The sequence below is a fragment of the Pseudomonas fluorescens group sp. PF-1 genome, from assembly GCF_054481335.1.
Window position 1 is genome coordinate 2531182 of record NZ_JBTMNG010000002.1, and the last position, 21514, is coordinate 2552695.

The following is a 21514-nucleotide window of genomic DNA, read 5'->3' on the forward strand; positions in this document are numbered from 1 at the left end:
CAGACCTGCTTACCTCAGGCTCTCGCGCACCATTTCCAGAAACGTCGCCACCACCCGCCGCGAACTCTGCTCGCGCAAGCACACCAGCGTCTCGGTCAACCGCCGTTTGCAATCGGTAATCGGCAATGCACACACACGCGAATCCGCGCCGAATTCGGCTGCCGACACCACGCCGACACCAATCCCCACCACCACCGCTTCTCGCGCCGCCTCCCGCCCTTCGACCTGAATGGCCGGGCGGATGCGAAAACCGGCGCCAGCCATTTCTTCTTCCAGTGTTTGTCGCGTCACCGAACCGATTTCCCGCAGCACCAGCGGCGTATCGTCCAGGTCCGCCAGGCAGATGGACTTACGATCGGCCCACGGGTGATTGCGCGACACGAACGCCACCATCGGGTCGTTGCGCAGCGGTAACGAGAGCAGACGTTCATCACTGACATCACGGCCCAGTAACGCCAGATCGGCTTGATAGTTGAAGAGCCGCAATAGCGACTCATCGGTGTTGCCGGTTTCGATCTTCACGCTGATCCCCGGATAACGCTCACAGAATCGGGCGATCTGCGGCAGCACATGCACCGGCGCGTCCACCGCCAGAACCAGGCTGCCGGTCTGCAAGGCCTGGGAGTCTTGCAACAGTTCCTGGGCTTCGGCTTCGATCACGAACAGTTTCTGCGTGACGCCGAGCAAGCGTTCGCCCAGGTCGGTCAGGCGCACTGAACGCTTGTTGCGGTGGAACAGCAGCACACCGTAGCGCTCTTCGAGTTTGCGCACCTGATCGGAAATGGCTGGTTGCGTGAGAAACAGTCGTTCGGCGGCTTTGGTAAAGCTCCCGTGCACGGCTACGGCGTGGAAGGCTTTGAGTTGGGCGTGGGAAACCGACATGTGAATCCTCAATAACAAGCTGAGCTTATTTTTGAAATACGATAAATCGATTTCACTTATTAATCAGTAATTGTTTTTATCCACCTCAGCCCCGGTGACTGGTCAATCGAACAGCAGCGGGTGCCATGAGCCTGTGCGTGCAACAACAGGACTCATCTGACCGGAATCGCCCACAGGGACAAGGTGATTTCGCAGTGCTCAACAATAAAAACACAGGCGTTTTCTTTCAATTCTGCCGGCACACTCACACCCTGAGGTCAGAACCACAATGAACAAGCCCATCGGCACCATCAAACGTTGGCGCGTGCAGATCTTCGCGATCACCTGGCTCGCCTACGCCGCTTTCTACTTCACTCGCAAAGCATTCTCTGTTGCAAAACTCGGGATTGGCGAAGACTCGATGTTCATGCTCGACAAAATGGCCATGGCCAACCTCGATGCAATCTATCTGACCGCTTACGCCATCGGGCAATTCACCTGGGGCATCCTGGCCGATCGCTTCGGCCCGCGGGTCGTGGTACTGGGCGGCTTGCTGATTTCTGCGGCCGCCGCGCTGGTGATGGGCAGTTTCGCCACGTTGCCGATTTTCGCCACTTGCATGTTGATTCAAGGCCTGGCGCAGTCCACCGGTTGGTCGGGGCTGTGCAAGAACCTCGGTAGTTTCTATCCCGCCGAGCAGCGCGGGCGGGTGTTGGGCCTGTGGAGTTCCTGCTACGCCTTTGGCGGTCTCGTGGCATCGCCCTTTGCCGGTTGGTGGGCCTATACGCTCATCGGCAGCTGGCATGCGGCGTTCATTTCCAGTGCGGCGGTGGTTGGGCTGGTCGCCGTGCTGTTTTTTATTTTTCAACGCAACAAACCCGAAGACGTTGGTTTGCCGGCTGTGGAGCCCGAGCCCGAGCTGACCGCTGAAGAGGCACAGGCTCAAAGCAAAATCAGCGTCCTGGAGCCGTTAAAGGAAATTCTGCGCAATCGTACGGTACTGGTGCTCGGCCTCGCGTACTTCATGCTGAAGCCGGCGCGCTATGCGATTCTGCTCTGGGGCCCGGTGATTGTGTTCGAACAGATGCCCTCGGTGGGCAAGGTCGGCGCGGCGATCATTCCGACGGCGTTCGAACTGGCCGGGTTGCTCGGACCGATCATGATCGGCCTCGCCTCCGACAAAATGTTCGGCGCCCGACGTATGCCCGCCTGTGTGCTCAGTCTGCTGGCGCTGACCGTGTCGCTCGCGCTGTTCATGGGTGCCCTGCACACCGGCAGTGTGCTGCTGGTAGTGGCGCTGCTGTTTGTCATGGGGCTGACGCTTTATGGACCGGATTCGATGATCAGCGGCGCGGCCGCCATCGACTTCGGTACTGCCAAGGCCGGTGCGACCGCCGCCGGTTTCGTCAACGGTTGCGGCTCGGTCGGGGCGATTCTTGGCGGGTTGCTGCCTGGTTATTTCGACACCGTGACGGTGTTCATTGTCTTCGCTGGCTGCGCGATGTTCTCCGCACTGGTGTTGATCCCGCACTGGAACAGCCGCCCCGGTGGTTTGCGAACCCACTATCCCCTCGTGCCTAACCGGCCAATAAGCGTCAAATCCCTGCGTACCTGAACCCTGTCCGTCGCCGCCTGCTGCGTTTGCGGCAGGCTGGCGTGCGGACTATCGAATGGAGAGTGATCCCATGAGACCCTTTTGGCTGGAGCAGGCCTTGAAGACCGAGACGTGCGAAACCTGTCCGGCGCTGCAAGGCGACACCCGCGCCGCCGTCTGTATCGTCGGCGGCGGTTACACCGGGTTATGGACCGCCATCATGCTCAAGGAGCAAAACCCCGGCCTGGAAGTGGTGCTGATCGAAGCCGATATCTGTGGCGCCGGCGCCAGTGGCCGCAACGGTGGTTGTGCGCTGTCGTGGTCGGCCAAGTATTTCACCCTCGAACGCCTGTTCGGCGCTGAAGAAGCGGTGCGGCTGGTCAAGGAATCCGAGCGCAGCATCCACGCGATCGGGGCCTTCTGCGAACGGTATGCGGTGGACGCTGACTACCGCCTCGATGGCACCCTCTACACCGCGACCAACCGTGCTCAGGTCGGCTCGACCGACGCGGTGATCGCCGCGCTGGAGCGAAACGGCATCAACTCGTTCAGTCAGCGATCGATGGCTGATGTACAACGCATGGCCGGTTCTACCAGGCACCTGGAAGGCTGGTTTTCCCCGGCCGCCGCCAGCGTGCAGCCAGGCAAACTGGTGCGTGGTTTGCGCCGGGTGGCCTTGCAGCTTGGCGTGCGGATTCATGAAAACACCGCCATGACCGGGCTGGAGGAAGGTAAGCCGGCCGTCATCCAGACCGCCAATGGCAGCGTTCGCGCCGATCGTGTGGTGCTGGCGATGAATGCCTGGATGGCACGGGCATTCCCACAGTTCGAACGCAGCGTGGCGATCGTCTCCAGCGACATGTTGATCACCGAACCACGACCCGATCTGCTCGACGAAATCGGTTTGACCAGCGGTGTCACCGTGCTCGATTCGCGGATTTTCGTGCACTACTACCACAACACACCCGACGGCCGGATCATGCTCGGCAAGGGCGGCAATACCTTCGCTTACGGTGGTCGCCTGTCACCGGTGTTCGATCAGCCATCGCCCTATGCCGGTCTGCTTCGCAGCAGTCTGACGGACTTCTTCCCGGCGTTTGCCGACGTCAAGGTCGACGCAACCTGGAACGGCCCGTCGGATCGCTCGGTCACAGGGCTGCCGTTCTTTGGGCAGATGAGTGCCAGCGGGAACCTGTTCTACGGTTTTGGATATTCCGGCAGCGGCGTCGGGCCATGCCACATGGGCGGGCAGATTCTGGCTTCGATGGTCCAGGGCCTGGACAATCCCTGGACGCGCTCGCCACTGGTCAACGGACCGCTGGGCTTCTTCCCGCCGGAACCGATTCGCTACCTTGGCTCGCTGATGGTGCGCAACGCCATTCGCCGCAAGGAGCGCGCCGAGGACCACGGACGGCGGCCCCGGCATCTGGACGTGCGCCTGGCCAGGTTCGCGGCGGCGGCCGGCAAGGCTGACAAGGGGTGAGGCTCAGGACCCGGCGTCGGTGGGGTCGATCAACCAGTCGAGCAGCAGTCGGCTATCGCTCCGTGGCTCATGGCGTCGGGCGGATCGAGGCGTGGAGCGGTGTCCGGTGCTGGCGCAGAACACCGGGCGGTCGGGATCGCTGTCGAGGAAACTGACCCATCCGTCTGTGCCGGCCATGGGCAAACCGCCAGGATCGATGCGGGCACCCGTCACCGCAACGGGCAGCCAGAGGCCGATGCCATCTTCGGTTTCATTGTCCGTAGCAGGCCACAAACTCACCTGTATGCGACCTTGCTCATCCAGCGCCGACTGCTGCCCGGTCTGGCCCAGCACCCGCGCTGGCTGATAACCCGGGATACGCGGCCTCGTCTGTTCGAGCGCCGGACGAAACACCGTTGACCAGGGAATCGCGCTGAACTGATTGCGGTAACGCCTGGGCGCGCCCGAGGTGCCCTGCTGCAGAATCGAACCCTGCTCTCCCTGATGACGCGCCTGGGTCACCAACCATTGATCGTTGAAACCGGTTAGTGGGTGCTCAGTCACCTGCACGATGCAGCCGCTGCGCAGTTCGCCGTGATTACTTTGGCCGTGAATCTGCATTTGCCGGCATCGCAAGCGCTCCAGATGCCGGCGAGCAAGTTGATCGCGGTAGCGCTGTTCGGGAGCGGGGCGGGCCGTGGGCGCCATGGCTTGGCTAAACACATGATTGGCCGCGCCGTCGTCGGTGTCCATGGCGCCGCGGTCTCGGGCATCCAGCCTTGGCGAAGAGGGCCGTGAATCGTGACGCTGGAACAGCTCGCTGATTCGCCATGGGTTGCTGTCATCGGGTGCATCGCTCCGGAACGGCATCAACAACGGTTCCTGAGGGAAACTCAGGCTGTCGTCGGCGAACACCAGAACGTGCCCGTGGCGGTGGTGTTCGAAGTGATAGTGAATGCCTTCCTCCTCGCACAGCCGTTGCAGCAGGGCCAGGTCGGTTTCTTCGTACTGAATGCAAAACGGTCGCAGAGGATAGTGGTCATGGGTCAGTTCGAAGCGATAGCTGTCATCGGGTAGCTCATGTTCGGCCAGCAACTGCTGCAGGATCATGGGCACGCTGGACGGCTCAAAAATGCGTCGGCAACGATGTCGGTCCAGCGATTGCAGGGCGGGGCCCAGCACCAGTTTGTAGCCGACCCGGTGCGGGCCGCGATGTTCGCGACTGACGTTGTGCAGTACGCCGTGAATGCCCTGGCCCTGTCCAAGGCTCAGGAACGCCGCTTGGTGCAGTAGTTGTTGCAGCGGCATGGCCGGCGCCAGGCCAATCACTTCAATCTCGAATCGATAGGGTTGGTTGAGGGCTTCTTGGCCACTGAACTGCACCACCTGCAGGCTCAAATCGTCGTCAAGCAGTGTCAGGGTGAAGAGACTTTCCTTATCGTTATGCATCGGACGCGCTTCTGCCATGGAGTACGGCTGCAGAGGGTACGAAACCACAGCCCTTAATGGTCATCGCAAACAGGAGTTTCAGAATCGCCCTACAACTGCCGGTGAATATGTCGATTCGAGGTCGGAATTTTTGGTCGATTGCCAACTTTAGGCCGGGTAAACTGGCGCAATGCGTCGGCCAATAGATGTCTCGGCGCCACAGACAAGAGAGTGAGTAATGGGCGCACAGTGGAAGGTTAAACACAAAGAAGCGGCAGCCAACGCCAAGGGAAAGATCTTCGGCAAACTGGTGAAAGAAATCACCATTGCTGCGCGCAACGGCGCTGATGTCGCCACCAACGCACACCTGCGCCTGGTGGTTGAACAGGCCAAGAAAGCTTCGATGCCCAAGGAAACACTGGATCGCGCCATCAAGAAGGGTGCGGGCCTGTTGGGCGAAACCGTGCAATACCATCGCGTGACGTATGAAGGCTTCGCGCCGCATCAGGTGCCGCTGATCGTTGAATGCGTGACTGACAACATCAACCGTACCGTCGCTGAAATCCGCGTGGCATTCCGCAAGGGCCAGTTGGGCGCTTCCGGTTCGGTGGCCTGGGACTTCAACCACGTGGGCATGATCGAAGCCTCGCCGGACACCCCGGACGCCGATCCGGAAATGGCCGCCATCGAAGCGGGCGCTCAGGATTTCGAGCCGGGCGAAGACGGCGCGACCCTGTTCCTGACCGAGCCTGCGGATCTGGACGCAGTACAGAAAGCCCTGCCGGGGCAAGGCTTCACCGTACTGTCGGCCAAGCTGGGCTACCAGCCGAAGAACCCGGTCAGCGGCCTGAGCGACGAGCAGATGGCTGAAGTCGAAGCCTTCCTCGAAGGCCTCGATAACCATGATGACGTGCAAGACATGTTTGTCGGGTTGGCGGGTTAAGTTGTATTTCCAGTAACACCGCCATTGCGGGCCAGCCCGCTCCCACAGTATTTGTGTCGTTCGCAAAAATGCGTACGACGCTGAACCCTGTGGGAGCGGGCTGGCCCGCGATGGACCGCGCAGCAGTCATCAATCTTTCAGCAATTGAATGACCTCGTCGAACCCCGGTCGCGCCAGTACATCAGGCTGACAGCAGCGCTGCTGCAGATCCTCCAGCCGCAGACGCTCCTCGGCGCTCAACCCCGAGTCGATCCGCTCCAGCAATTCCCCCAGCAGAACCCCGAACGCTCGCACTTCGATGCGTTGCAGTGCACGGCTTTCCAGGGTGTCTTGCGTGGCATGGAAAGACGCCGCGCCAAAGTCCCCCAACAGGCAATCACCCTGCGCGTTCCACAGAATATTGTGGCCGTAGAGGTCGCCATGGGTGATGCCCTGGCGGTGCAAGTGCTCGGCGACCGAGGCGATACCACGGGCAATGCGCAAGGCGACATCGGCCGTGAACCGGGTATCTTCGGCGTAGACATCGCGGCTGCAGGTCGCCAGGCTCGGCAGCGCGGCAAGGTTGCGGTAGCTGGGCTCGATCAGTTGCATCACCAGCCCGGCGGTGTCTTGCGGGTGATCGACCACCCGGCCTTCGACCCGGATCAGGTTGGGGTGAAGGCCAGCGGTAATGCAGGCGTTCATTTCATGCAACGGCGAGCCATCACTGGTCATTTCGCCCTTATAGAGTTTAACCGCGACTGGCGTGTCCGCGTGGCCCGGTCGTGCCCATGCCGCCCGATGAATCAACCCCGAAGCACCTTCGCCCAGGAGCTGCTCCAGACGCAACTGCGACCAGGGAATGCTCGCAGTGGCTGCCAGGGCGGCCGCGTCGGCTTCGGTTTCCAGTGGGTTACCGGCGTACGCCAGCCAGGTCAGGCTCGGCAGCGCGAGCAGCCATTCGGGTAATTGGCTGATCTGGTTGGCGGCGATGCGGATCAGCTCCAGCCGATGGCAATGGCGCAAACTTTCCGGCAAGCGTTGCAGTCGGTTACCCGCCAGCATCAGTTTTTGCAGGTTGGGGCGTTCGCCCAGCTCCGTCGGCAGTTCGCCGATGCAGTTGTCGGTCAGGATCAGCCAACGCAGGAGCGGTGGCAACGCAGCGCCCGGCACGTGCTCGATGCGGTTGGCCTTGAAGCCGATCATGGTCAGCGCCGCGCACTGGCCCACGCAGGCCGGCAGTTCGGTGAACAGATTGTCCGAGCAGAACAACACGCGCAAACGGGTCAGGCGATGCAGGTCGTCCGGGAGGCTGCTCAAGGCATTGCCACTGAGGTTGAGCACTTCCAGGGAGTCCGCCAGGTCGAAGATTTCCCGGGGGAATTCTGTCAGGCCGCAGCTGAGGTCCAGACGGGTGATGCCTGCCAGTGTGCCGGCGCGCAATTGTGCAAGGGTGTGCATGAACGGGGCTCGCCATCGATCAAATGAATGGGCGGCATGATAACGGGAATGAGTGTTGTCGGTCAGACCGCTTTCGCGAGCGAGCCCGCAGTCGATCGAGTTGTTTAATCAAGCGCGGGCGAAATGCGGGAGCGAACGCGCCAGCCGCCCAATCGAATACGAGCGATCAGGCCGGCTCCCGGACCTCCACCAACTGCCCCAGGCGGCTGCGGGTACGTGCCAGGTCGATGGCATCGCCGTCCAGGCTTTCGCGCAATGAATGCTGCCCCATCAGCACCAGATGCTTGTCTTGATCGTACAAAACGTCCACCAGATTGATGAAGCGTTGCTGAGCGGCGATTGAACAGTCGGCCAGGTTGGGCAATTCGTCGATGATCCAGTGATCGAAGCGTCGGCACAGCTCCAGGTAATCCATGACCGCCGTGGGCTGCTCACACAGATCGGTGAAGGTAAAACCGATGGTACGGTCTTCGCAGTAACGAGCGGGCAGGTGGCGAGGGCCGACCGGCAGCGCAATGGCCGGCGCGTTGGCGGGTGGCAGGTTGGATGCCTGACGCTGCGACGCTGTGCCGGGCCAGATGTATTGACCCTGGGTAAACAGTTGATGCGTGTGAGTTCTGGCCTGGCTGCGGTAGTCGTGTGGCCCGCCGACCTCCATCACCTGCATGCGCGCATTGATCAGGTCGATCACCGGTTTGAAGCGCGCGTGGTACAGCGGATTGGGCAACAGACCCTCCGGTGGGTAATTGGAGGTGACCAGCAGCAGAATGCCTCGACGGAACAGCGCTTTGAACAGACGCTTGATCAGCATCGCGTCGCCGATGTCATGGACATGGAATTCGTCGAAACACAGTACTCGGCAATCGCACAGCAAATCATCCAGGGTGGTCGCCAGCGCGTCCGGTTGATCGCGATGGCTGAACATACCCTGATGCAACCGGGCAAAAAACTCGTGGAAGTGCAGGCGCTGTTTTTGTTCCAGGGGAATAGCCTGGAAGAAGCCGTCGAGCAGCCAACTCTTGCCGCGACCCACGGCGCCATGCAGATAGAGGCCGGGCAGGGGGTGCGCTGCGCTGCCCAGCAGTGCGGTGGCGTGTTGCGCCATGCAGTCGATCACGCGCTGTTGACTGTGACTGAGGGTGTAGCCCTGCGCATGAGCCTTGCGGTGAAAGTAATCGTGGATGACCCGGCCTGTTGCGGTTCCATGGGCGTGCGCAGCCGAGGCCTTGCCGAACAGGCGGCGCAGCGATGGCCAGCGCGGTGCGAGACGCAAACGGTTGGGCGGTCGAACGGCCACTGTGATGTCACCCCATAATCTTCAGGCCGGCTCCCGCGCGGCGGCGCCATAGTGTACCCAGAGGGGAGAATTTGCTTCCAGTCATGTCGCTGGAATGCTGGTTTTTTTGGACGGATTACTGCGGCGTGTACAACTTATTTCGAGTTGGAGTTCTGCAGAAAATCGATACAGGCCCTACAAAATCAATTCAATTGGGCGTGGATACATTTTTTCGGGGCCGTCAGGTGGTCCACTGCAACGCTAAGATCTACGTGGGCAACGCTGAAAAAGAAAGCGTAGGCGAAACCCGGCAGACGCTGCCAGGCCAGCGTCTACGGAATTGATGTGGCGCTCAGAACTGAGTTGTCTGTTTGAGCATCTGCGCCGCCGGCGTATCCGCCGGGCTGACCATCGCATAGTTGTAGCCGCCCCCTGACCAGTACTCGGCCTGCAAGCCGTCATCACGGCGACTGCCCCGTGGCAGCAGGAAGTTTTTCGGCCCCGGCGGGCGCACGTAGAAGCTGATCTTATGTCCGCCTTGATCCTCGTAGACCACCATCGCCGCCGGCCCTTGCTCGGTGCTGAGCAAACGCCCGCTGACCGGTTTGAACCCGGCGCCCGAGAGATCGGGCAGGCGATTGGCCTGGGTGAAGTAGCGGTCGAGCCAGCCTTGCATGTCGCCGTCGGCACTGACCTTGTAGTCGGCTGGCAAGATGCCTTGCTGGGCAATCAGCCGGTAGGCCTGAAGGGCATCGGTCATGGGCAGCGGGGCGCTGGCGAGGGTCATCTCCCGTGCCTGCCAGCCGCTGACCCCGCCGATGCCGACGGCGATCAGCAATACAGCGGCGCTGGCCAGGTGACGACGGAACTGGTGTTTGAGGCGTTGACGAATCCTCACAGGATCGAGGTCCGGGTTGGCCGGTTGCTGCAGGGCGCCGCTCAGCGCTGCCCGCAGTTGCTGGGCGTCTTTTTGCCAGGCGCGCACCTGCTCGGCAATGGGCGCGTTGCCAGAGAGATAAGTCTCCACCAGGCGTCGGTCGTCATCGCTGAGTTGGTGGTCGACATAAGCGTGCAGATCGCGCTCGCTGGGGGGCATGCTGATCATTTGAGTCTCCGCAGGGAAGGGCGGTTGATTTCGCCATCGCTGAGTTGGCGCAAGGCCTGGCGGGCCCGGGACAGGCGGGACATCACCGTGCCAGTGGGGACATCGAGAATCTCGGCGACCTCTTTGTAGCTCAGGCCTTCCACCGACACCCAAAGCAGCAGCGCGCGCTGTTCGGTGGGCAGTTGATCGAAGGCGTTCAGTGTCGATTGGGCGATCACCGTTCGCTCTGTCGAGGGCTGCGCATCGTCGCGACCGGTGAAGAACTCGAGCATTCGCGCATAGCGTCGGGAGCGCCGGTGAGCGTCGAGGAACTGCCGATAGAGAATCGAAAACAGCCAGGCACGCAGGTCTCCGTCGGGCCGCTTGTCGCCCCAGGCCGACAGTGCCCGTTCCAGGCACGACTGCACCAGATCGTCTGCATTGCCGGGATTTCGCGTCAGCGATACAGCGAAACGGCGCAGCCTGGGAATAATTTCCCGCAATTGTTCGTCGATATCATTCATCAAGTTCTGACCAGTCACTACGCTGTGGTGAGTGTCCAGCAAGACGCATGGCAATCGAGGTTATTCCACGCCGGAAAAAATAAAAACCGAACGATGGAATAAACCCTCGGGGGGATCGTCTGTCTGGTTCTTCTCACTTGTGGCCGATGGCCCTGGAGTCCTTCATGGTAGATCGATCAACACCGCCCACCCGGCCACCCCTGAGTACCGCGAGCCTGATGATGCGCCTGGCGGGCATTGCCGTGGTCGTTGCCGCCGTGGCCGGGGCGTTTGCCTACGTCAACGGCACCCTCGACCCACAACGCCTGACGCCGAAAAAGCTGATCAATGTGCTGGAGACCAACAACGGCGTGCACCCAGGGTTCCGACGCAATCACTCCAAAGGCGTGTGCGTGATCGGCCATTTCGAGAGCAGCGGCGAAGCGCGCAGTTATTCCTCGGCGCAGGTGTTCAATGAAGCGCGGACCCCGGTGGTCGGGCGTTTCGCCTTGCCTGCAGGCAATCCTTATGCGCCGGACAGTGCCGTGCCCATCCGCAGCCTGGCGTTGCGCTTCACCCAGGCCAACGGCCAGCAGTGGCGCACCGGGATGAACAGCATGCCGGTGTTCCCGGTGGGCACGCCCGAGGCGTTCTATCAATTGCAACAAGCCCAGTCGCCTGACCCGGCCACCGGCAAGCCGAACCCGGCGGCGGTGCCGGCGTTCTTCGGCTCGCACCCTGAAGCTGCACCTTTCCTGGCCTGGATCAAGACCGCCAAGCCATCGGCCAGCTACGTGACGGAAACCTATAACAGCGTCAACGCGTTTTACCTGGTGAACGCCGCCGGGCAACGACAGGCGGTGCGCTGGAGCATGGTGCCGGTGGCTCAAGATGCACCGGGCGCGACGGCCCCGGAGGGCAGCGATTATCTGGAAAAAGACCTGGTTCAACGCATCGCCGCTGGACCGTTGCGTTGGCAGTTGAACATCACCCTGGCCAACCCCGGCGACCCGGTCAACGACGCGAGCAAGGCCTGGCCCGACGGGCGCAAGGTGTTGAACGCCGGTACCCTGGTTCTGGAAAGCACCCAGCCGCAGCTCAGTGGCGAGTGCCGTGACATCAACTACGACCCGTTGGTATTGCCCGCCGGGATCGAAGGTTCCGACGACCCCTTGCTCGCGGCTCGTTCGGCCGGTTACGCCACTTCCTACCTGCGTCGCACCAGCGAAGTCAGCCAGTTACCCGCCGCCAAACAGGAGGCCAAGCAATGAGCGCCCAACCGAACCATTTCGCTCCCCTGGCGCGATTGCTGCACTGGCTGATGGCGCTGATGATCATCGCCATGCTGTTCATCGGTGCAGGCATGGTGGCCTCGGTGTCCGAGCGTCATGAATGGCTGATTCACCTGCACAAACCCTTGGGTGTCGCCATTCTGCTGTTGGTGATCGTGCGTCTGCTCGTGCGGTTCTCCACGCAACAGCCGCCGTTACCCGCGGACTTGCCGGGCTGGCAAGCGCTGGCGGCCAAGGCCTCCCACGTGCTGCTGTATGCCTTGATGCTGATATTGCCGCTGCTGGGCTGGGCGATGATTTCGGCCTCGGGCGAACCGGTGATGCTCAGCAAATCGTTGCAATTGCCATCGATCCTGCCGGCCAATGCCCAGGTGTTTGCCTTCCTGCGCAAGGCCCACGGGTATCTGGCTTATCTGTTGTTCTTGACGGTGTTGCTGCATTTGGCGGCGGCGTTGTTTCACGCCTGGGTGCGTCGGGATGACGTGCTGGACAGTATGTTGCGGGGCAAGGATCGCGGTTAGTCATAACCTGAAAAAAGATCGCAGCCTGGGGCGTTGCCGCAGGCTGCGATCTTTTGATCTGAAAAAGCAATCAGCGCAGCGTATCAACCATCTCGGCCACCGTGGTCAACACATCCTTCCCCAACTGCTTCGACCGCTTGCCCGACCAGCCTGTCAGCGGGTTCGGATGATCATCGTTATCCTTGAACGGCATTTCCAGGGTCAGCGACAGGCAATCGAATTTCTCACCCACGCTGTTGCACGCCAGCGTCATGTTGGCCTTGCCCGGTTCGTCGCGGGTGTAGCCATGTTTGGTCTGGAAGTCCTTGGTCAGGTGCTTCAGGTGATTGCGAAAGTGCTCTTCCAGTTTTTCGATTCGCGGTGTGTAGCCTGGATTGCCTTCGCAGCCCGCGGTGAACACGTAGGGGATTTCCTCATCGCCGTGGATGTCGAGGAACAGGTCGACGCCGTACTTTTCCATCTGTTGCTGTACGAAAAAGACTTCGGGGCTGATTTCCGGGCTGGCGCTCTGCCAGGCGCGGTTCAGGTCCTGGCCCATCGCGTTGGTGCGCAGATGACCATGGAAGGCGCCGTCCGGATTCATGTTCGGCACCAGGTAAAGGTCGGCGCTGGCCAGCAGTTTGTTCAGTTCGGGGTCGTCGTGTTTTTCCAGGCGTTCGATCACGCCTTCCATGAACCACTCGGCCATGTGTTCGCCCGGATGTTGCTGAGCGATCATCCACACCTTGCGCTGGCCTTCGGCGCCCGAGCCTTTGCGCAACAGCTGAATGTCCCGACCTTCGATGCTCTTGCCGGTGGCCAGCAGTTCTGTGCCGGCCTTGGTCAGCGCCTGCTCGATCAACCAGTCGTGACGGCCACGGCTGTAGGGTTCGAAGTAGGCGAACCAGGCGTGGGTCTGGGTCGCTTCAAGACTGAAACGCAGGCAGTCGCCTTCGAAGATGGTCGGTATGCGAAACCAGTTCACATGATCGTAGGACGCCACCGCCTGATAACCGTCCCAAGCCTTGTTGTAAGAGGACTTGCTGGCATTGTTCAGGCGAAACCAGTGCTCCTGTCCGACATGCAGGCCACTGGCTTTGAAGTGGAACCATTGAAAATGCTGGCTGCGGGTGTCGGGCTTGATGGCCAGCAGCGCCTGCAGCGGGTTGCTGATGTCCAGCACTTCAATGTTGCCGCTGTCAAAGTTGGCACTGATGTCGAGAGAGGATTTAGCCACGGTTGGGTTCCTGTTTAGATTTTATGGCGGCTACTGTACACGCAAGAGAAGGGGGTTAGGAGCGGCAGAAAAAACGTTTCACCCTTCCTGCGGATGCACTGATCCGCGGCCCGTGTCCGCCACGAAGCGCTCCTTCTCAGCGTAGCGATCATCCGTGTTACCACCAGCACTGTTTTGAGGCTATCGAGTTGCAGAATGGGGGTATTTCTACGCGTTCTTTGTTTGGTGCGCTCCATGCAGCCTGCCCCTCTATATAGCCAGCCCCGATCTCAATCCGCTTTGGCGCCGTGGGCATGAGGTGTGCGACCTGACCGGTTACGGGCGGATTCGCATATCGTGGTGTATTGAGGTCAGGAGGACGAGGGTGGTGCATCCTCGCCTGCATACCCGCTTCAACCTGATGGTGACGGCAAGACAGGTCATCGCAGAGACAAGGAACGAGGGGGGGCAGGCGGATGATGTAAAGCGGGGGGGGGGCGTCTTCCTTGACGCTGTCGCAGCTTAGAGACTGTGGAATTGATTCTCAAGTGCTATTTTTCGGTGGTTCGCCCCAATGATGTCGGGCTGCCCATGCCAGCGGACATTCTTTTGATATCGTGCGCGCCATTGCGTGTATGCGGTACTTAAAGAGTTGATCAGCCTGAAGCCACAGGCCAGAAAACGGGCAAAAAAAGACCCGGCAATAAGCCGGGTCAAAAACCGTGATTAGCCTGATGAGGAGATAGACCAAAAGTCCGACCTGAGGTCCCTTGATCCATCGACTGATCTCGCGACCAGATGTTGCAATAATAATCATTCTCGTTTGCGGGTCAAGCTTTTTTTATCTTGGGATCGGAAAGTTCTTTCCGGTCCTCTGTCAGCGCCTTCCTCTTAGGCTTTCTGGTGCCCCTCCAGGGAGCGGGCGACCATGGCTTTGGCCATATCGATCATATGCACTGCCGAAAACGCCAGGTCCCGACTGGCGCCCTGGAGGTGATTGGCTGACTCGTAGGCGATGGCTGCGGCACAACGCAGCAGATCGGAAGCATGGACCAATGCCTCTTCTCTGCTGATGTTGCGATTCACATCAAAGAAGCGCTCCTCGACCTCATTCTCTGAAACCGCCGGCTTCAAGTAGTAGTCCAGCGCCCGTTGGGCGGCAGCGGAGCCTTGGGGCGAGGTGAGGGAGGTGTCGATTTGCAGGTCGGGCAGTTCGTTGGCCGGTTGTTGGGTCATGGTGATGGCAAGCTCCGTGATAGGTTCAGATCCGTGAGCTCATCCTAGTACGATTTGTATTTGTGACCATGGGTTTAATACTACAATTTGTGTTTTGATGGCCGGAGTTGCCCCAGTATCGTGCCGCCCATGGATAAATGGATCGAATTGGTCAAGGCCAAGATGAGTGAACTCAAAATCACTCAGGAAATACTCGCCGAGCGCCTTGGGATGTCCCAGGGTGGCATTGGCCATTGGCTGAATAAACGTCGCGAGCCGGGTGTCGAGAACATGAATCGAGTGTTGAAGGCGCTCGGCATGGACTTTCTGGAAGTGGCGCTGGTGATCCGCGAAACCACGGACGCGAAGGACGACGAAGTCTCCCTGACGCAAAAGTACAATCCGTACTTTCGTTACCCGGTCAGTGACTGGAAGGCAACCGCTGAAGTGCGCGACGGAGAACGGGCGCAGTACCGTTTCGAATTGTCGGACTACCACGCCCAGGGCTCGGCATTCTGGCTGACGGTGACCGGCGACGCGATGACCGCCCCCAGTGGCCTGAGCATTGGCGAAGGCATGTTGATTCTGGTGGACCCGGACGTGGCTGCGGAGCCCGGCAAACTGGTGATCGCGCAATGGCACGACAGCACCGAGGCGATCTTTCGCAAGCTGATCGAAGAGGGCGGGCAGCGTTACCTGGTCCCGCTCAATCCGACGTATCCCAAAGCCCTCTACACCGACGACTGCCGAATCATCGGCGTGGTGGTTCAGGCGACAGCCAAGTTCTGACCGGATCGGTCCTCGCCAGGCGCAGGACCGATCTTCATTTCACGCTTCTTCCAGTTCGACCAGCGCACTGCCTTCGCTGACCATCTCGCCTTCCTGGCAATACAGCGCCTTGATCACCCCGGCGTGTGGCGCACGGATGCTGTGCTCCATCTTCATCGCTTCGAGCACCACCAGTTGCGCACCGGCTTCGACCGTTTGCCCGGCCTCTACCAGTACGCGCACGATGCTGCCGTTCATGGGCGCTGTCAGCCCGCCCTGATGGCTGTGACTGGCTTCGACGGCGCCGATCGGGTCATAGGCTTCGATGCGGCGCAACTCGCCATCCCATTGCAGATAGACCCGCTCACCCTGGCGGATGGCCCGATGCTGGCGACGCACGCCGTCGTGCTCGGTCAGCAATTGCTCACCCTTGAGCCGCGCGCTCTGGGCGTTGATGTTGCCCAGCGTCAGCGCGCGGTCCTGGCCTTCACAACTCAAGTGCAGGGTGATTTCCGATGGCAATCCGGCGCGGAAACCGTTGCTGTCGGCCCAAGGCGAACTCGGGTCATCGACGCGCGGTGAACGAGGCTGGCTCTGGGCAAATGCCTGGGCGGCGGCTTGCCAGAAGTCGTCGCTGAGCGCCACCGGCGCCGGCAATAGTTGCTCCTGGTAACGCGGAATGAACCCGGTATCCAGTTCCGCCGCGGCAAACGCCGGATGGGCAATGATTCGACGCAGGAAGTTGATGTTGGTCTTGAGCCCGCCAATGGCGAATTCATCGAGCATGCTCAGCAAGCGCAAACGCGCCTGTTCACGGTCCTCGCCCCAGGCAATCAATTTGCCGAGCATCGGGTCGTAGAAGGGTGAAACCTCATCGCCTTCCTCAACGCCGCTGTCGACACGACGCCCCGGCCCCTCGGCCGACTCACGATACAACTCCAGGCGTCCGGTCGCCGGCAGGAAATCATTGCCCGGGTCTTCGGCATACAGCCGCACCTCAATGGCGTGGCCGATCAGCGGAACCTGATCCTGGGTCATGGGCAGTGCTTCACCCCTTGCGACACGAATCTGCCAGGCCACCAGGTCGAGGCCGGTGATGGCTTCGGTGACCGGGTGCTCGACTTGCAGGCGTGTGTTCATCTCCATGAAGAAGAACTCGCCGCGCGCATCCAGCAGAAACTCCACGGTGCCGGCGCCGACATAACCGATGGCCTGGGCCGAGCGCACGGCCGCTTCGCCCATGGCACGTCGCAGTTCCGGGCTCAGGCCTGGCGCCGGTGCTTCTTCCACGACTTTCTGGTGCCGACGCTGAATCGAGCAGTCACGTTCGTTGAGGTACAGGCAGTTGCCGTGTTGATCGGCGAACACCTGGATTTCCACGTGGCGCGGTTTGAGCAGGTATTTCTCCACCAGCATCCGCGAATCGCCGAACGACGATTGCGCTTCACGCTGGGCCGAGGCCAGGGCTTCGGCCAGTTGGCTGACGTCCTCGACCACTTTCATGCCCTTGCCGCCACCACCGGCCGTGGCTTTGAGCAGCACCGGGTAACCGATGCGTTCACAGGCCGCGCGGAAGGTCTCGAAGTCTTGAGCTTCGCCGTGATAACCGGGCACCAGCGGCACGCCTGCGGTTTCCATCAAGGCTTTGGCGGCGGACTTGCTACCCATGGCGTCGATGGCCGACGCGGGCGGGCCGAGGAAAATCAGGCCGGCCGCTTCGATCGCGCGGGCGAACCCTGCGTTCTCCGACAGAAAGCCATAGCCGGGGTGGATGGCCTGGGCGCCGCTGGCCTTGGCGGCGGCGATCAGTTTGTCGATTTGCAGGTAGCTGTCGGCGGCTTTGCTGCCACCGAGGTCGACGCGAATATCGGCTTCGCGGCTGTGGCGGGCGTCACGGTCAGTGGCGCTGTGCACGGCCACGGTGGTCAGGCCCAGGGCCTTGGCGGTGCGCATGACCCGGCAGGCGATTTCGCCACGGTTGGCCACCAGCACAGAGGTGATAACAGGTGCGCTCATCAACGGGGCTCCTTGGTGGTGGTTTCGGACTGCCAGCTCGGCGGACGTTTTTGCAGAAAGGCGCGCAGGCCTTCCTGGCCTTCAGGGCTGACGCGGATGCGGGCAATGGCGTTCTCGGTGTAGCGGCGCAACGCCGGGTTCAGCGAGCCATCGCCGACTTCACGCAGCAGATCCTTGCTGGCACGCATGGCGGCGGGGCTGTTGAGCAACAGGTTGTCGATCCACTGTTCGACCTTTTGCTCCAGATCGATCAGCGGATAGCTCTCCGACAACAAACCGAGTTCCCGCGCCCGTTGCCCGCCGAAGCGTTCAGCGGTCAAGGCATAACGTCGGGTGGCCCGTTCGCCGATGGCTTGCACCACGAACGGGCTGATCACCGCCGGTGCCAGGCCGATGCGGACTTCTGACAGGGAGAATTGCGCGTCATCGGCACCGATGGCCATGTCGCAGCAACTGATCAGGCCCAGCGCGCCACCGAAGGCCGCGCCTTGCACCACCGCCAGGGTCGGGACTTTCAACTTGGCGAGGTTGTACATCAACTCCGCCAGTTCACGGGCGTCGTCGAGGTTGGTGTGGTAATCGAGTTCGGCCGATTGTTGCATCCAGGCCAGGTCGGCACCGGCGCTGAAATGCTTGCCGCGGCCACGCACCAGCAGAAAACGCAGGCTGGCGTCATTCGATACCTTGTCCAGCGCGAGGATCAGTTCGCGGATCATCTCGGCGTTGAACGCGTTGTTCTTCTCTTCGCGGCTGAGCCACAGGGTGGCGAAACCCCGAGGGTCGGTCAGCAATTGGAGGGTGTTGAAGTCGCTCATATTCTTCCGTTCTCCACGGCACTTTGTAGGAGCGAGCCTTGCTCGCGATGGACTGAAGGGCGGCGCGTTTATCCAGAACACACGCGTTATCGTTAACGTCCATCGCGAGCAGGCTCGCTCCTACAAAAAGATCACATCCGGAACACGCCGAAGCGGCTCGGTTCGATTGGCGCGTTCAACGACGCGGACAACGCCAGGCCCAAAACATCGCGAGTCTGTGCCGGGTCGATGACACCGTCGTCCCACAAGCGGGCGCTGGAATAGTAGGGGTGGCCCTGTTCTTCGTATTGGTCGAGGATCGGTTGCTTGATCTCGGCTTCCTGCTCGGCACTGAAACCCTGGCCACTGCGCTCGGCTTGCTCGCGCTTGACCTGCACCAACACGCCAGCCGCCTGCTCGGCACCCATCACGCCGATGCGCGCATTCGGCCACATCCACAGGAAACGTGGGTCATAAGCACGACCGCACATCCCATAGTTACCGGCACCGAAGCTGCCGCCGATGATCACCGTGAATTTCGGCACTTTGGCGCACGCCACGGCGGTCACCAGTTTTGCGCCGTGTTTGGCGATACCGCCGGCCTCGTATTTCTGACCGACCATGAAGCCGGTGATGTTTTGCAGGAACAACAACGGGATGCCGCGCTGGCACGCCAGCTCGATGAAGTGCGCACCTTTCTGCGCGGCTTCGGCGAAGAGGATCCCGTTGTTGGCGAGGATCGCGATCGGATAACCGTGCAGGTAAGCAAAACCGCACACCAGCGTCGTCCCGAACAGCGCCTTGAATTCGTCGAACACCGAGCCGTCCACCAACCGGGCAATCACTTCGCGCACGTCGAACGGTTGCTTGGCATCGGCCGAGACCACGCCGTACAACTCGTCGCTGCTGTAGAGCGGGGCGATCGGTGTGCGTTGCTGAACTTCGCCTTGTTTGCGCCAGTTGAGGTTGGCCACACTGCGGCGCGCTATGGCGAGGGCGTGTTCATCGCTTTCGGCGTAATGGTCGGCCACGCCCGAGATCTTGCAGTGCACATCGGCCCCGCCGAGGTCTTCGGCGCTGACCACTTCACCGGTGGCGGCTTTCACCAGCGGTGGGCCGGCGAGGAAGATCGTCGCTTGCTCACGGACCATGATCGCTTCGTCGGCCATCGCCGGCACATAGGCGCCGCCAGCGGTGCAGGAACCCATGACCACGGCAATTTGCGGAATGCCCATGGCGCTCATGTTGGCCTGGTTGAAGAAGATCCGCCCGAAGTGCTCGCGATCCGGAAACACTTCATCCTGGCGCGGCAGGTTGGCGCCGCCGGAGTCCACCAGGTAGATGCACGGCAAGCGGTTTTGCTGGGCGATGGTCTGGGCACGCAGGTGCTTTTTCACGGTCAGCGGGTAGTACGAGCCACCTTTCACCGTGGCATCGTTGGCGACGATCATGCATTCGACGCCTTCCACGCGGCCGATCCCGGCAATCACGCCAGCGGCGGGAACGTCTTCGCCATAAACCCCGTAGGCGGCCAATTGGCTGATTTCGAGAAACGGCGAGCCCGGATCGAGCAGGCGATTGATGCGCTCACGGGGCAGCAGCTTGCCCCGCGAGGTGTGGCGTTCTTGCGCTTTCGGGCCGCCACCTTGCGCCACTTGGGCGAGCAGGGTGTGCAGGGCGTCGACCTGTTTGAGCATCGCCGCGCTGTTGGCGGCGAACTCCGCCGAACGGGGGTTGAGCTGGGTATGCAGGATAGCCATGGACAGCTCCGTTTAGCGGGTTTCGTTGAACAGTTCGCGGCCGATGAGCATGCGACGGATCTCACTGGTGCCAGCGCCGATTTCGTACAGCTTGGCGTCACGCAGCAGACGACCGGCCGGGAATTCGTTGATGTAGCCGTTACCGCCGAGAATCTGGATCGCGTCGAGGGCCATTTGCGTGGCGCGTTCGGCGCTGTAGAGGATCACGCCCGCAGCGTCCTTGCGCGTGGTTTCGCCACGCTCGCAGGCCTGGGCCACGGCGTACAGGTAGGCGCGGCTGGCGTTGAGTTGGGTGTACATGTCGGCCACTTTGCCCTGGATCAGCTGGAATTCGCCGATGCTTTGGCCGAACTGCTTGCGGTCGTGGATGTACGGCACGATCAGGTCCATGCAGGCCTGCATGATCCCGGTCGGGCCACCCGAAAGCACCACACGCTCATAGTCGAGGCCGCTCATCAGCACTTTCACGCCGCCATTGAGCACGCCGAGGATGTTTTCTTCCGGCACTTCGACGTCATCGAAAAACAGTTCGCAGGTGTTCGAACCGCGCATGCCGAGCTTGTCGAATTTGTTGCTGCGGCTGAAGCCTTTCCAGTCGCGCTCGACAATGAAGGCAGTGATCCCGTGGGGGCCTTTTTCCAGGTCGGTCTTGGCGTAAATCACATAGGTGTTGGCGTCCGGACCGTTGGTGATCCAGGTCTTGCTGCCGTTGAGCACGTAGTGATCGCCGCGTTTGTCGGCGCGCAGCTTCATCGATACCACATCGGAACCGGCGTTCGGTTCGCTCATCGCCAGGGCACCGATGTGCTCGCCGCTGATCAGTTTCGGCAGGTATTTGGATTTCTGTTCGTGGTTGCCATTGCGGTTGATCTGATTGACGCAGAGGTTGGAATGCGCGCCGTAGGACAGCGCAACCGAAGCCGAACCACGACTGATTTCTTCCATGGCCACCACGTGGGCCAGGTAACCCAGGCCAGCGCCGCCATACTCTTCCGGCACGGTGATGCCCAGCAGGCCCATGTCGCCGAACTTGCGCCACAGGTCGGCGGGGAACAGGTTGTCGATGTCGATCTGAGCGGCGCGCGGGGCGATCTCTTTGGCGACGAAGGACTGAACCTGATCGCGCAGCATGTCGATGGTTTCACCGAGGGCGAAGTTCAGGGATGGATAGCTCATGGGTCACCTTTTGGCTTTTTTGTTGGGTGGGGAGGGCAGCGATTCAGCTCTCACCTTTACGTTAACGTAAGCCTGTGACGAATGGCTGTCAATCGCCCTTTACGTTAACGTCAACTTGAGCGAGAGTAGAGCTGTTCTTACAGACTGGCGTCGCACTCTGTGGCGAGGGAGCAAGCTCCCTCGCCA

General features: G+C 61.0%; 18 protein-coding genes. 6 read left to right on the forward strand and 12 right to left on the reverse strand.

Annotated features, from left to right (window positions below; genetic code table 11):
* Positions 1-9 precede the first annotated feature (9 nt).
* Positions 10-882, reverse strand: a complete 873-nt coding sequence (locus tag ACX3YD_RS26560; RefSeq protein ID WP_103405986.1) for a LysR family transcriptional regulator — start codon at positions 880-882, stop codon at positions 10-12.
* A gap of 268 nt (positions 883-1150) precedes the next feature.
* Here ACX3YD_RS26560 and ACX3YD_RS26565 point away from each other — a divergent pair, with 268 nt between their 5' ends.
* Both ACX3YD_RS26565 and ACX3YD_RS26570 read left to right on the forward strand, forming a co-directional pair.
* Positions 1151-2476 (forward strand): MFS transporter, encoded by a 1326-nt coding sequence (locus ACX3YD_RS26565; RefSeq protein ID WP_458961444.1) that lies wholly within the window; start codon positions 1151-1153, stop codon positions 2474-2476.
* Positions 2477-2546: 70 nt separating this feature from the next.
* Entirely contained in the window at positions 2547-3938 is a 1392-nt protein-coding gene (locus ACX3YD_RS26570; protein ID WP_458961445.1) for an FAD-dependent oxidoreductase, read from the forward strand.
* A 3-nt stretch (positions 3939-3941) separates the two neighbouring features.
* On the opposite strand, the gene ACX3YD_RS26575 is transcribed toward ACX3YD_RS26570, so the two are convergent.
* Complete coding sequence (locus ACX3YD_RS26575; protein WP_458961446.1) at positions 3942-5366, reverse strand: type VI secretion system Vgr family protein; 1425 nt, start codon at positions 5364-5366, stop codon at positions 3942-3944.
* A 217-nt stretch (positions 5367-5583) separates the two neighbouring features.
* On the opposite strand from ACX3YD_RS26575, the gene ACX3YD_RS26580 reads away from it, so the two are divergent.
* Positions 5584-6288: a YebC/PmpR family DNA-binding transcriptional regulator gene (locus ACX3YD_RS26580; protein ID WP_090323589.1), complete on the forward strand. Its 705-nt coding sequence runs from the start codon at positions 5584-5586 to the stop codon at positions 6286-6288.
* A gap of 129 nt (positions 6289-6417) precedes the next feature.
* Here ACX3YD_RS26580 and ACX3YD_RS26585 read toward each other — a convergent pair whose 3' ends face one another.
* The 4 genes from ACX3YD_RS26585 to ACX3YD_RS26600 form a co-directional block, all read right to left on the reverse strand.
* The gene (locus ACX3YD_RS26585; RefSeq protein ID WP_458961447.1) at positions 6418-7728 is read right to left on the reverse strand and encodes a leucine-rich repeat-containing protein kinase family protein; all 1311 of its coding nucleotides are present in this window, start codon (positions 7726-7728) and stop codon (positions 6418-6420) included.
* Positions 7729-7894: 166 nt separating this feature from the next.
* Positions 7895-9025 carry a cell division protein ZapE gene (gene zapE / locus ACX3YD_RS26590; RefSeq protein ID WP_458961448.1) on the reverse strand — a complete coding sequence of 377 codons (1131 nt, stop codon included), beginning with the start codon at positions 9023-9025 and terminating at the stop codon, positions 7895-7897.
* Positions 9026-9356: 331 nt separating this feature from the next.
* Positions 9357-10109, reverse strand: a complete 753-nt coding sequence (locus tag ACX3YD_RS26595; protein ID WP_458961449.1) for an anti-sigma factor family protein — start codon at positions 10107-10109, stop codon at positions 9357-9359.
* On the reverse strand, positions 10106-10612 hold the full coding sequence (locus tag ACX3YD_RS26600) for a sigma-70 family RNA polymerase sigma factor (protein WP_103405979.1): 507 nt from the start codon (positions 10610-10612) through the stop codon (positions 10106-10108). Before ACX3YD_RS26600 ends, ACX3YD_RS26595 begins: the two co-directional genes overlap by 4 nt.
* Before the next feature lie 164 nt (positions 10613-10776).
* On the opposite strand from ACX3YD_RS26600, the gene ACX3YD_RS26605 reads away from it, so the two are divergent.
* Together ACX3YD_RS26605 and ACX3YD_RS26610 are read left to right on the forward strand one after the other, a co-directional pair.
* Positions 10777-11862 (forward strand): catalase family peroxidase, encoded by a 1086-nt coding sequence (locus ACX3YD_RS26605; RefSeq protein WP_103405978.1) that lies wholly within the window; start codon positions 10777-10779, stop codon positions 11860-11862.
* On the forward strand, positions 11859-12404 hold the full coding sequence (locus ACX3YD_RS26610; protein ID WP_103405977.1) for a cytochrome b: 546 nt from the start codon (positions 11859-11861) through the stop codon (positions 12402-12404). The genes ACX3YD_RS26605 and ACX3YD_RS26610 overlap by 4 nt, the downstream gene beginning before the upstream one ends.
* A 70-nt stretch (positions 12405-12474) precedes the next feature.
* Here the strand turns inward: ACX3YD_RS26610 and ACX3YD_RS26615 are convergent, their stop codons facing one another.
* On the reverse strand, positions 12475-13620 hold the full coding sequence (locus tag ACX3YD_RS26615) for a M14 family metallopeptidase (protein WP_207291542.1): 1146 nt from the start codon (positions 13618-13620) through the stop codon (positions 12475-12477).
* Between the two features lie 870 nt (positions 13621-14490).
* A complete protein-coding gene (locus tag ACX3YD_RS26620; protein ID WP_047527586.1) occupies positions 14491-14835 on the reverse strand; it encodes a DUF6124 family protein in 345 nt (114 codons plus the stop codon).
* A gap of 129 nt (positions 14836-14964) precedes the next feature.
* Between ACX3YD_RS26620 and ACX3YD_RS26625 the strand changes: the two genes are divergently transcribed.
* On the forward strand, positions 14965-15603 hold the full coding sequence (locus tag ACX3YD_RS26625) for a LexA family protein (RefSeq protein WP_458961450.1): 639 nt from the start codon (positions 14965-14967) through the stop codon (positions 15601-15603).
* 39 nt (positions 15604-15642) lie between these two features.
* On the opposite strand, the gene ACX3YD_RS26630 is transcribed toward ACX3YD_RS26625, so the two are convergent.
* From ACX3YD_RS26630 to ACX3YD_RS26645, 4 genes are all read right to left on the reverse strand, one after another.
* Positions 15643-17598: an acetyl/propionyl/methylcrotonyl-CoA carboxylase subunit alpha gene (locus ACX3YD_RS26630; RefSeq protein WP_103405037.1), complete on the reverse strand. Its 1956-nt coding sequence runs from the start codon at positions 17596-17598 to the stop codon at positions 15643-15645.
* Positions 17598-18413: a gamma-carboxygeranoyl-CoA hydratase gene (locus tag ACX3YD_RS26635; RefSeq protein WP_458961451.1), complete on the reverse strand. Its 816-nt coding sequence runs from the start codon at positions 18411-18413 to the stop codon at positions 17598-17600. The genes ACX3YD_RS26630 and ACX3YD_RS26635 overlap by 1 nt, the downstream gene beginning before the upstream one ends.
* Positions 18414-18544: 131 nt before the next feature.
* Positions 18545-20152, reverse strand: a complete 1608-nt coding sequence (locus tag ACX3YD_RS26640) for a carboxyl transferase domain-containing protein (RefSeq protein WP_196585803.1) — start codon at positions 20150-20152, stop codon at positions 18545-18547.
* A gap of 12 nt (positions 20153-20164) precedes the next feature.
* Positions 20165-21328, reverse strand: coding sequence for an isovaleryl-CoA dehydrogenase (locus ACX3YD_RS26645; RefSeq protein WP_008031893.1), 1164 nt, complete (start codon positions 21326-21328; stop codon positions 20165-20167).
* Between the last annotated feature and the right edge of the window lie 186 nt (positions 21329-21514).

Coding starts and splice junctions, on each gene's coding strand:
- ACX3YD_RS26560 (WP_103405986.1), bottom strand. CDS start 882: ATGTCGGTTTCCCACGCCCAACTCAAAGCCTTCCACGCCGTAGCCGTG.
- ACX3YD_RS26565 (WP_458961444.1), top strand. CDS start 1,151: ATGAACAAGCCCATCGGCACCATCAAACGTTGGCGCGTGCAGATCTTC.
- ACX3YD_RS26570 (WP_458961445.1), top strand. CDS start 2,547: ATGAGACCCTTTTGGCTGGAGCAGGCCTTGAAGACCGAGACGTGCGAA.
- ACX3YD_RS26575 (WP_458961446.1), bottom strand. CDS start 5,366: ATGCATAACGATAAGGAAAGTCTCTTCACCCTGACACTGCTTGACGAC.
- ACX3YD_RS26580 (WP_090323589.1), top strand. CDS start 5,584: ATGGGCGCACAGTGGAAGGTTAAACACAAAGAAGCGGCAGCCAACGCC.
- ACX3YD_RS26585 (WP_458961447.1), bottom strand. CDS start 7,728: ATGCACACCCTTGCACAATTGCGCGCCGGCACACTGGCAGGCATCACC.
- ACX3YD_RS26595 (WP_458961449.1), bottom strand. CDS start 10,109: ATGATCAGCATGCCCCCCAGCGAGCGCGATCTGCACGCTTATGTCGAC.
- ACX3YD_RS26600 (WP_103405979.1), bottom strand. CDS start 10,612: ATGAATGATATCGACGAACAATTGCGGGAAATTATTCCCAGGCTGCGC.
- ACX3YD_RS26605 (WP_103405978.1), top strand. CDS start 10,777: ATGGTAGATCGATCAACACCGCCCACCCGGCCACCCCTGAGTACCGCG.
- ACX3YD_RS26610 (WP_103405977.1), top strand. CDS start 11,859: ATGAGCGCCCAACCGAACCATTTCGCTCCCCTGGCGCGATTGCTGCAC.
- ACX3YD_RS26620 (WP_047527586.1), bottom strand. CDS start 14,835: ATGACCCAACAACCGGCCAACGAACTGCCCGACCTGCAAATCGACACC.
- ACX3YD_RS26625 (WP_458961450.1), top strand. CDS start 14,965: ATGGATAAATGGATCGAATTGGTCAAGGCCAAGATGAGTGAACTCAAA.
- ACX3YD_RS26630 (WP_103405037.1), bottom strand. CDS start 17,598: ATGAGCGCACCTGTTATCACCTCTGTGCTGGTGGCCAACCGTGGCGAA.
- ACX3YD_RS26635 (WP_458961451.1), bottom strand. CDS start 18,413: ATGAGCGACTTCAACACCCTCCAATTGCTGACCGACCCTCGGGGTTTC.
- ACX3YD_RS26640 (WP_196585803.1), bottom strand. CDS start 20,152: ATGGCTATCCTGCATACCCAGCTCAACCCCCGTTCGGCGGAGTTCGCC.
- ACX3YD_RS26645 (WP_008031893.1), bottom strand. CDS start 21,328: ATGAGCTATCCATCCCTGAACTTCGCCCTCGGTGAAACCATCGACATG.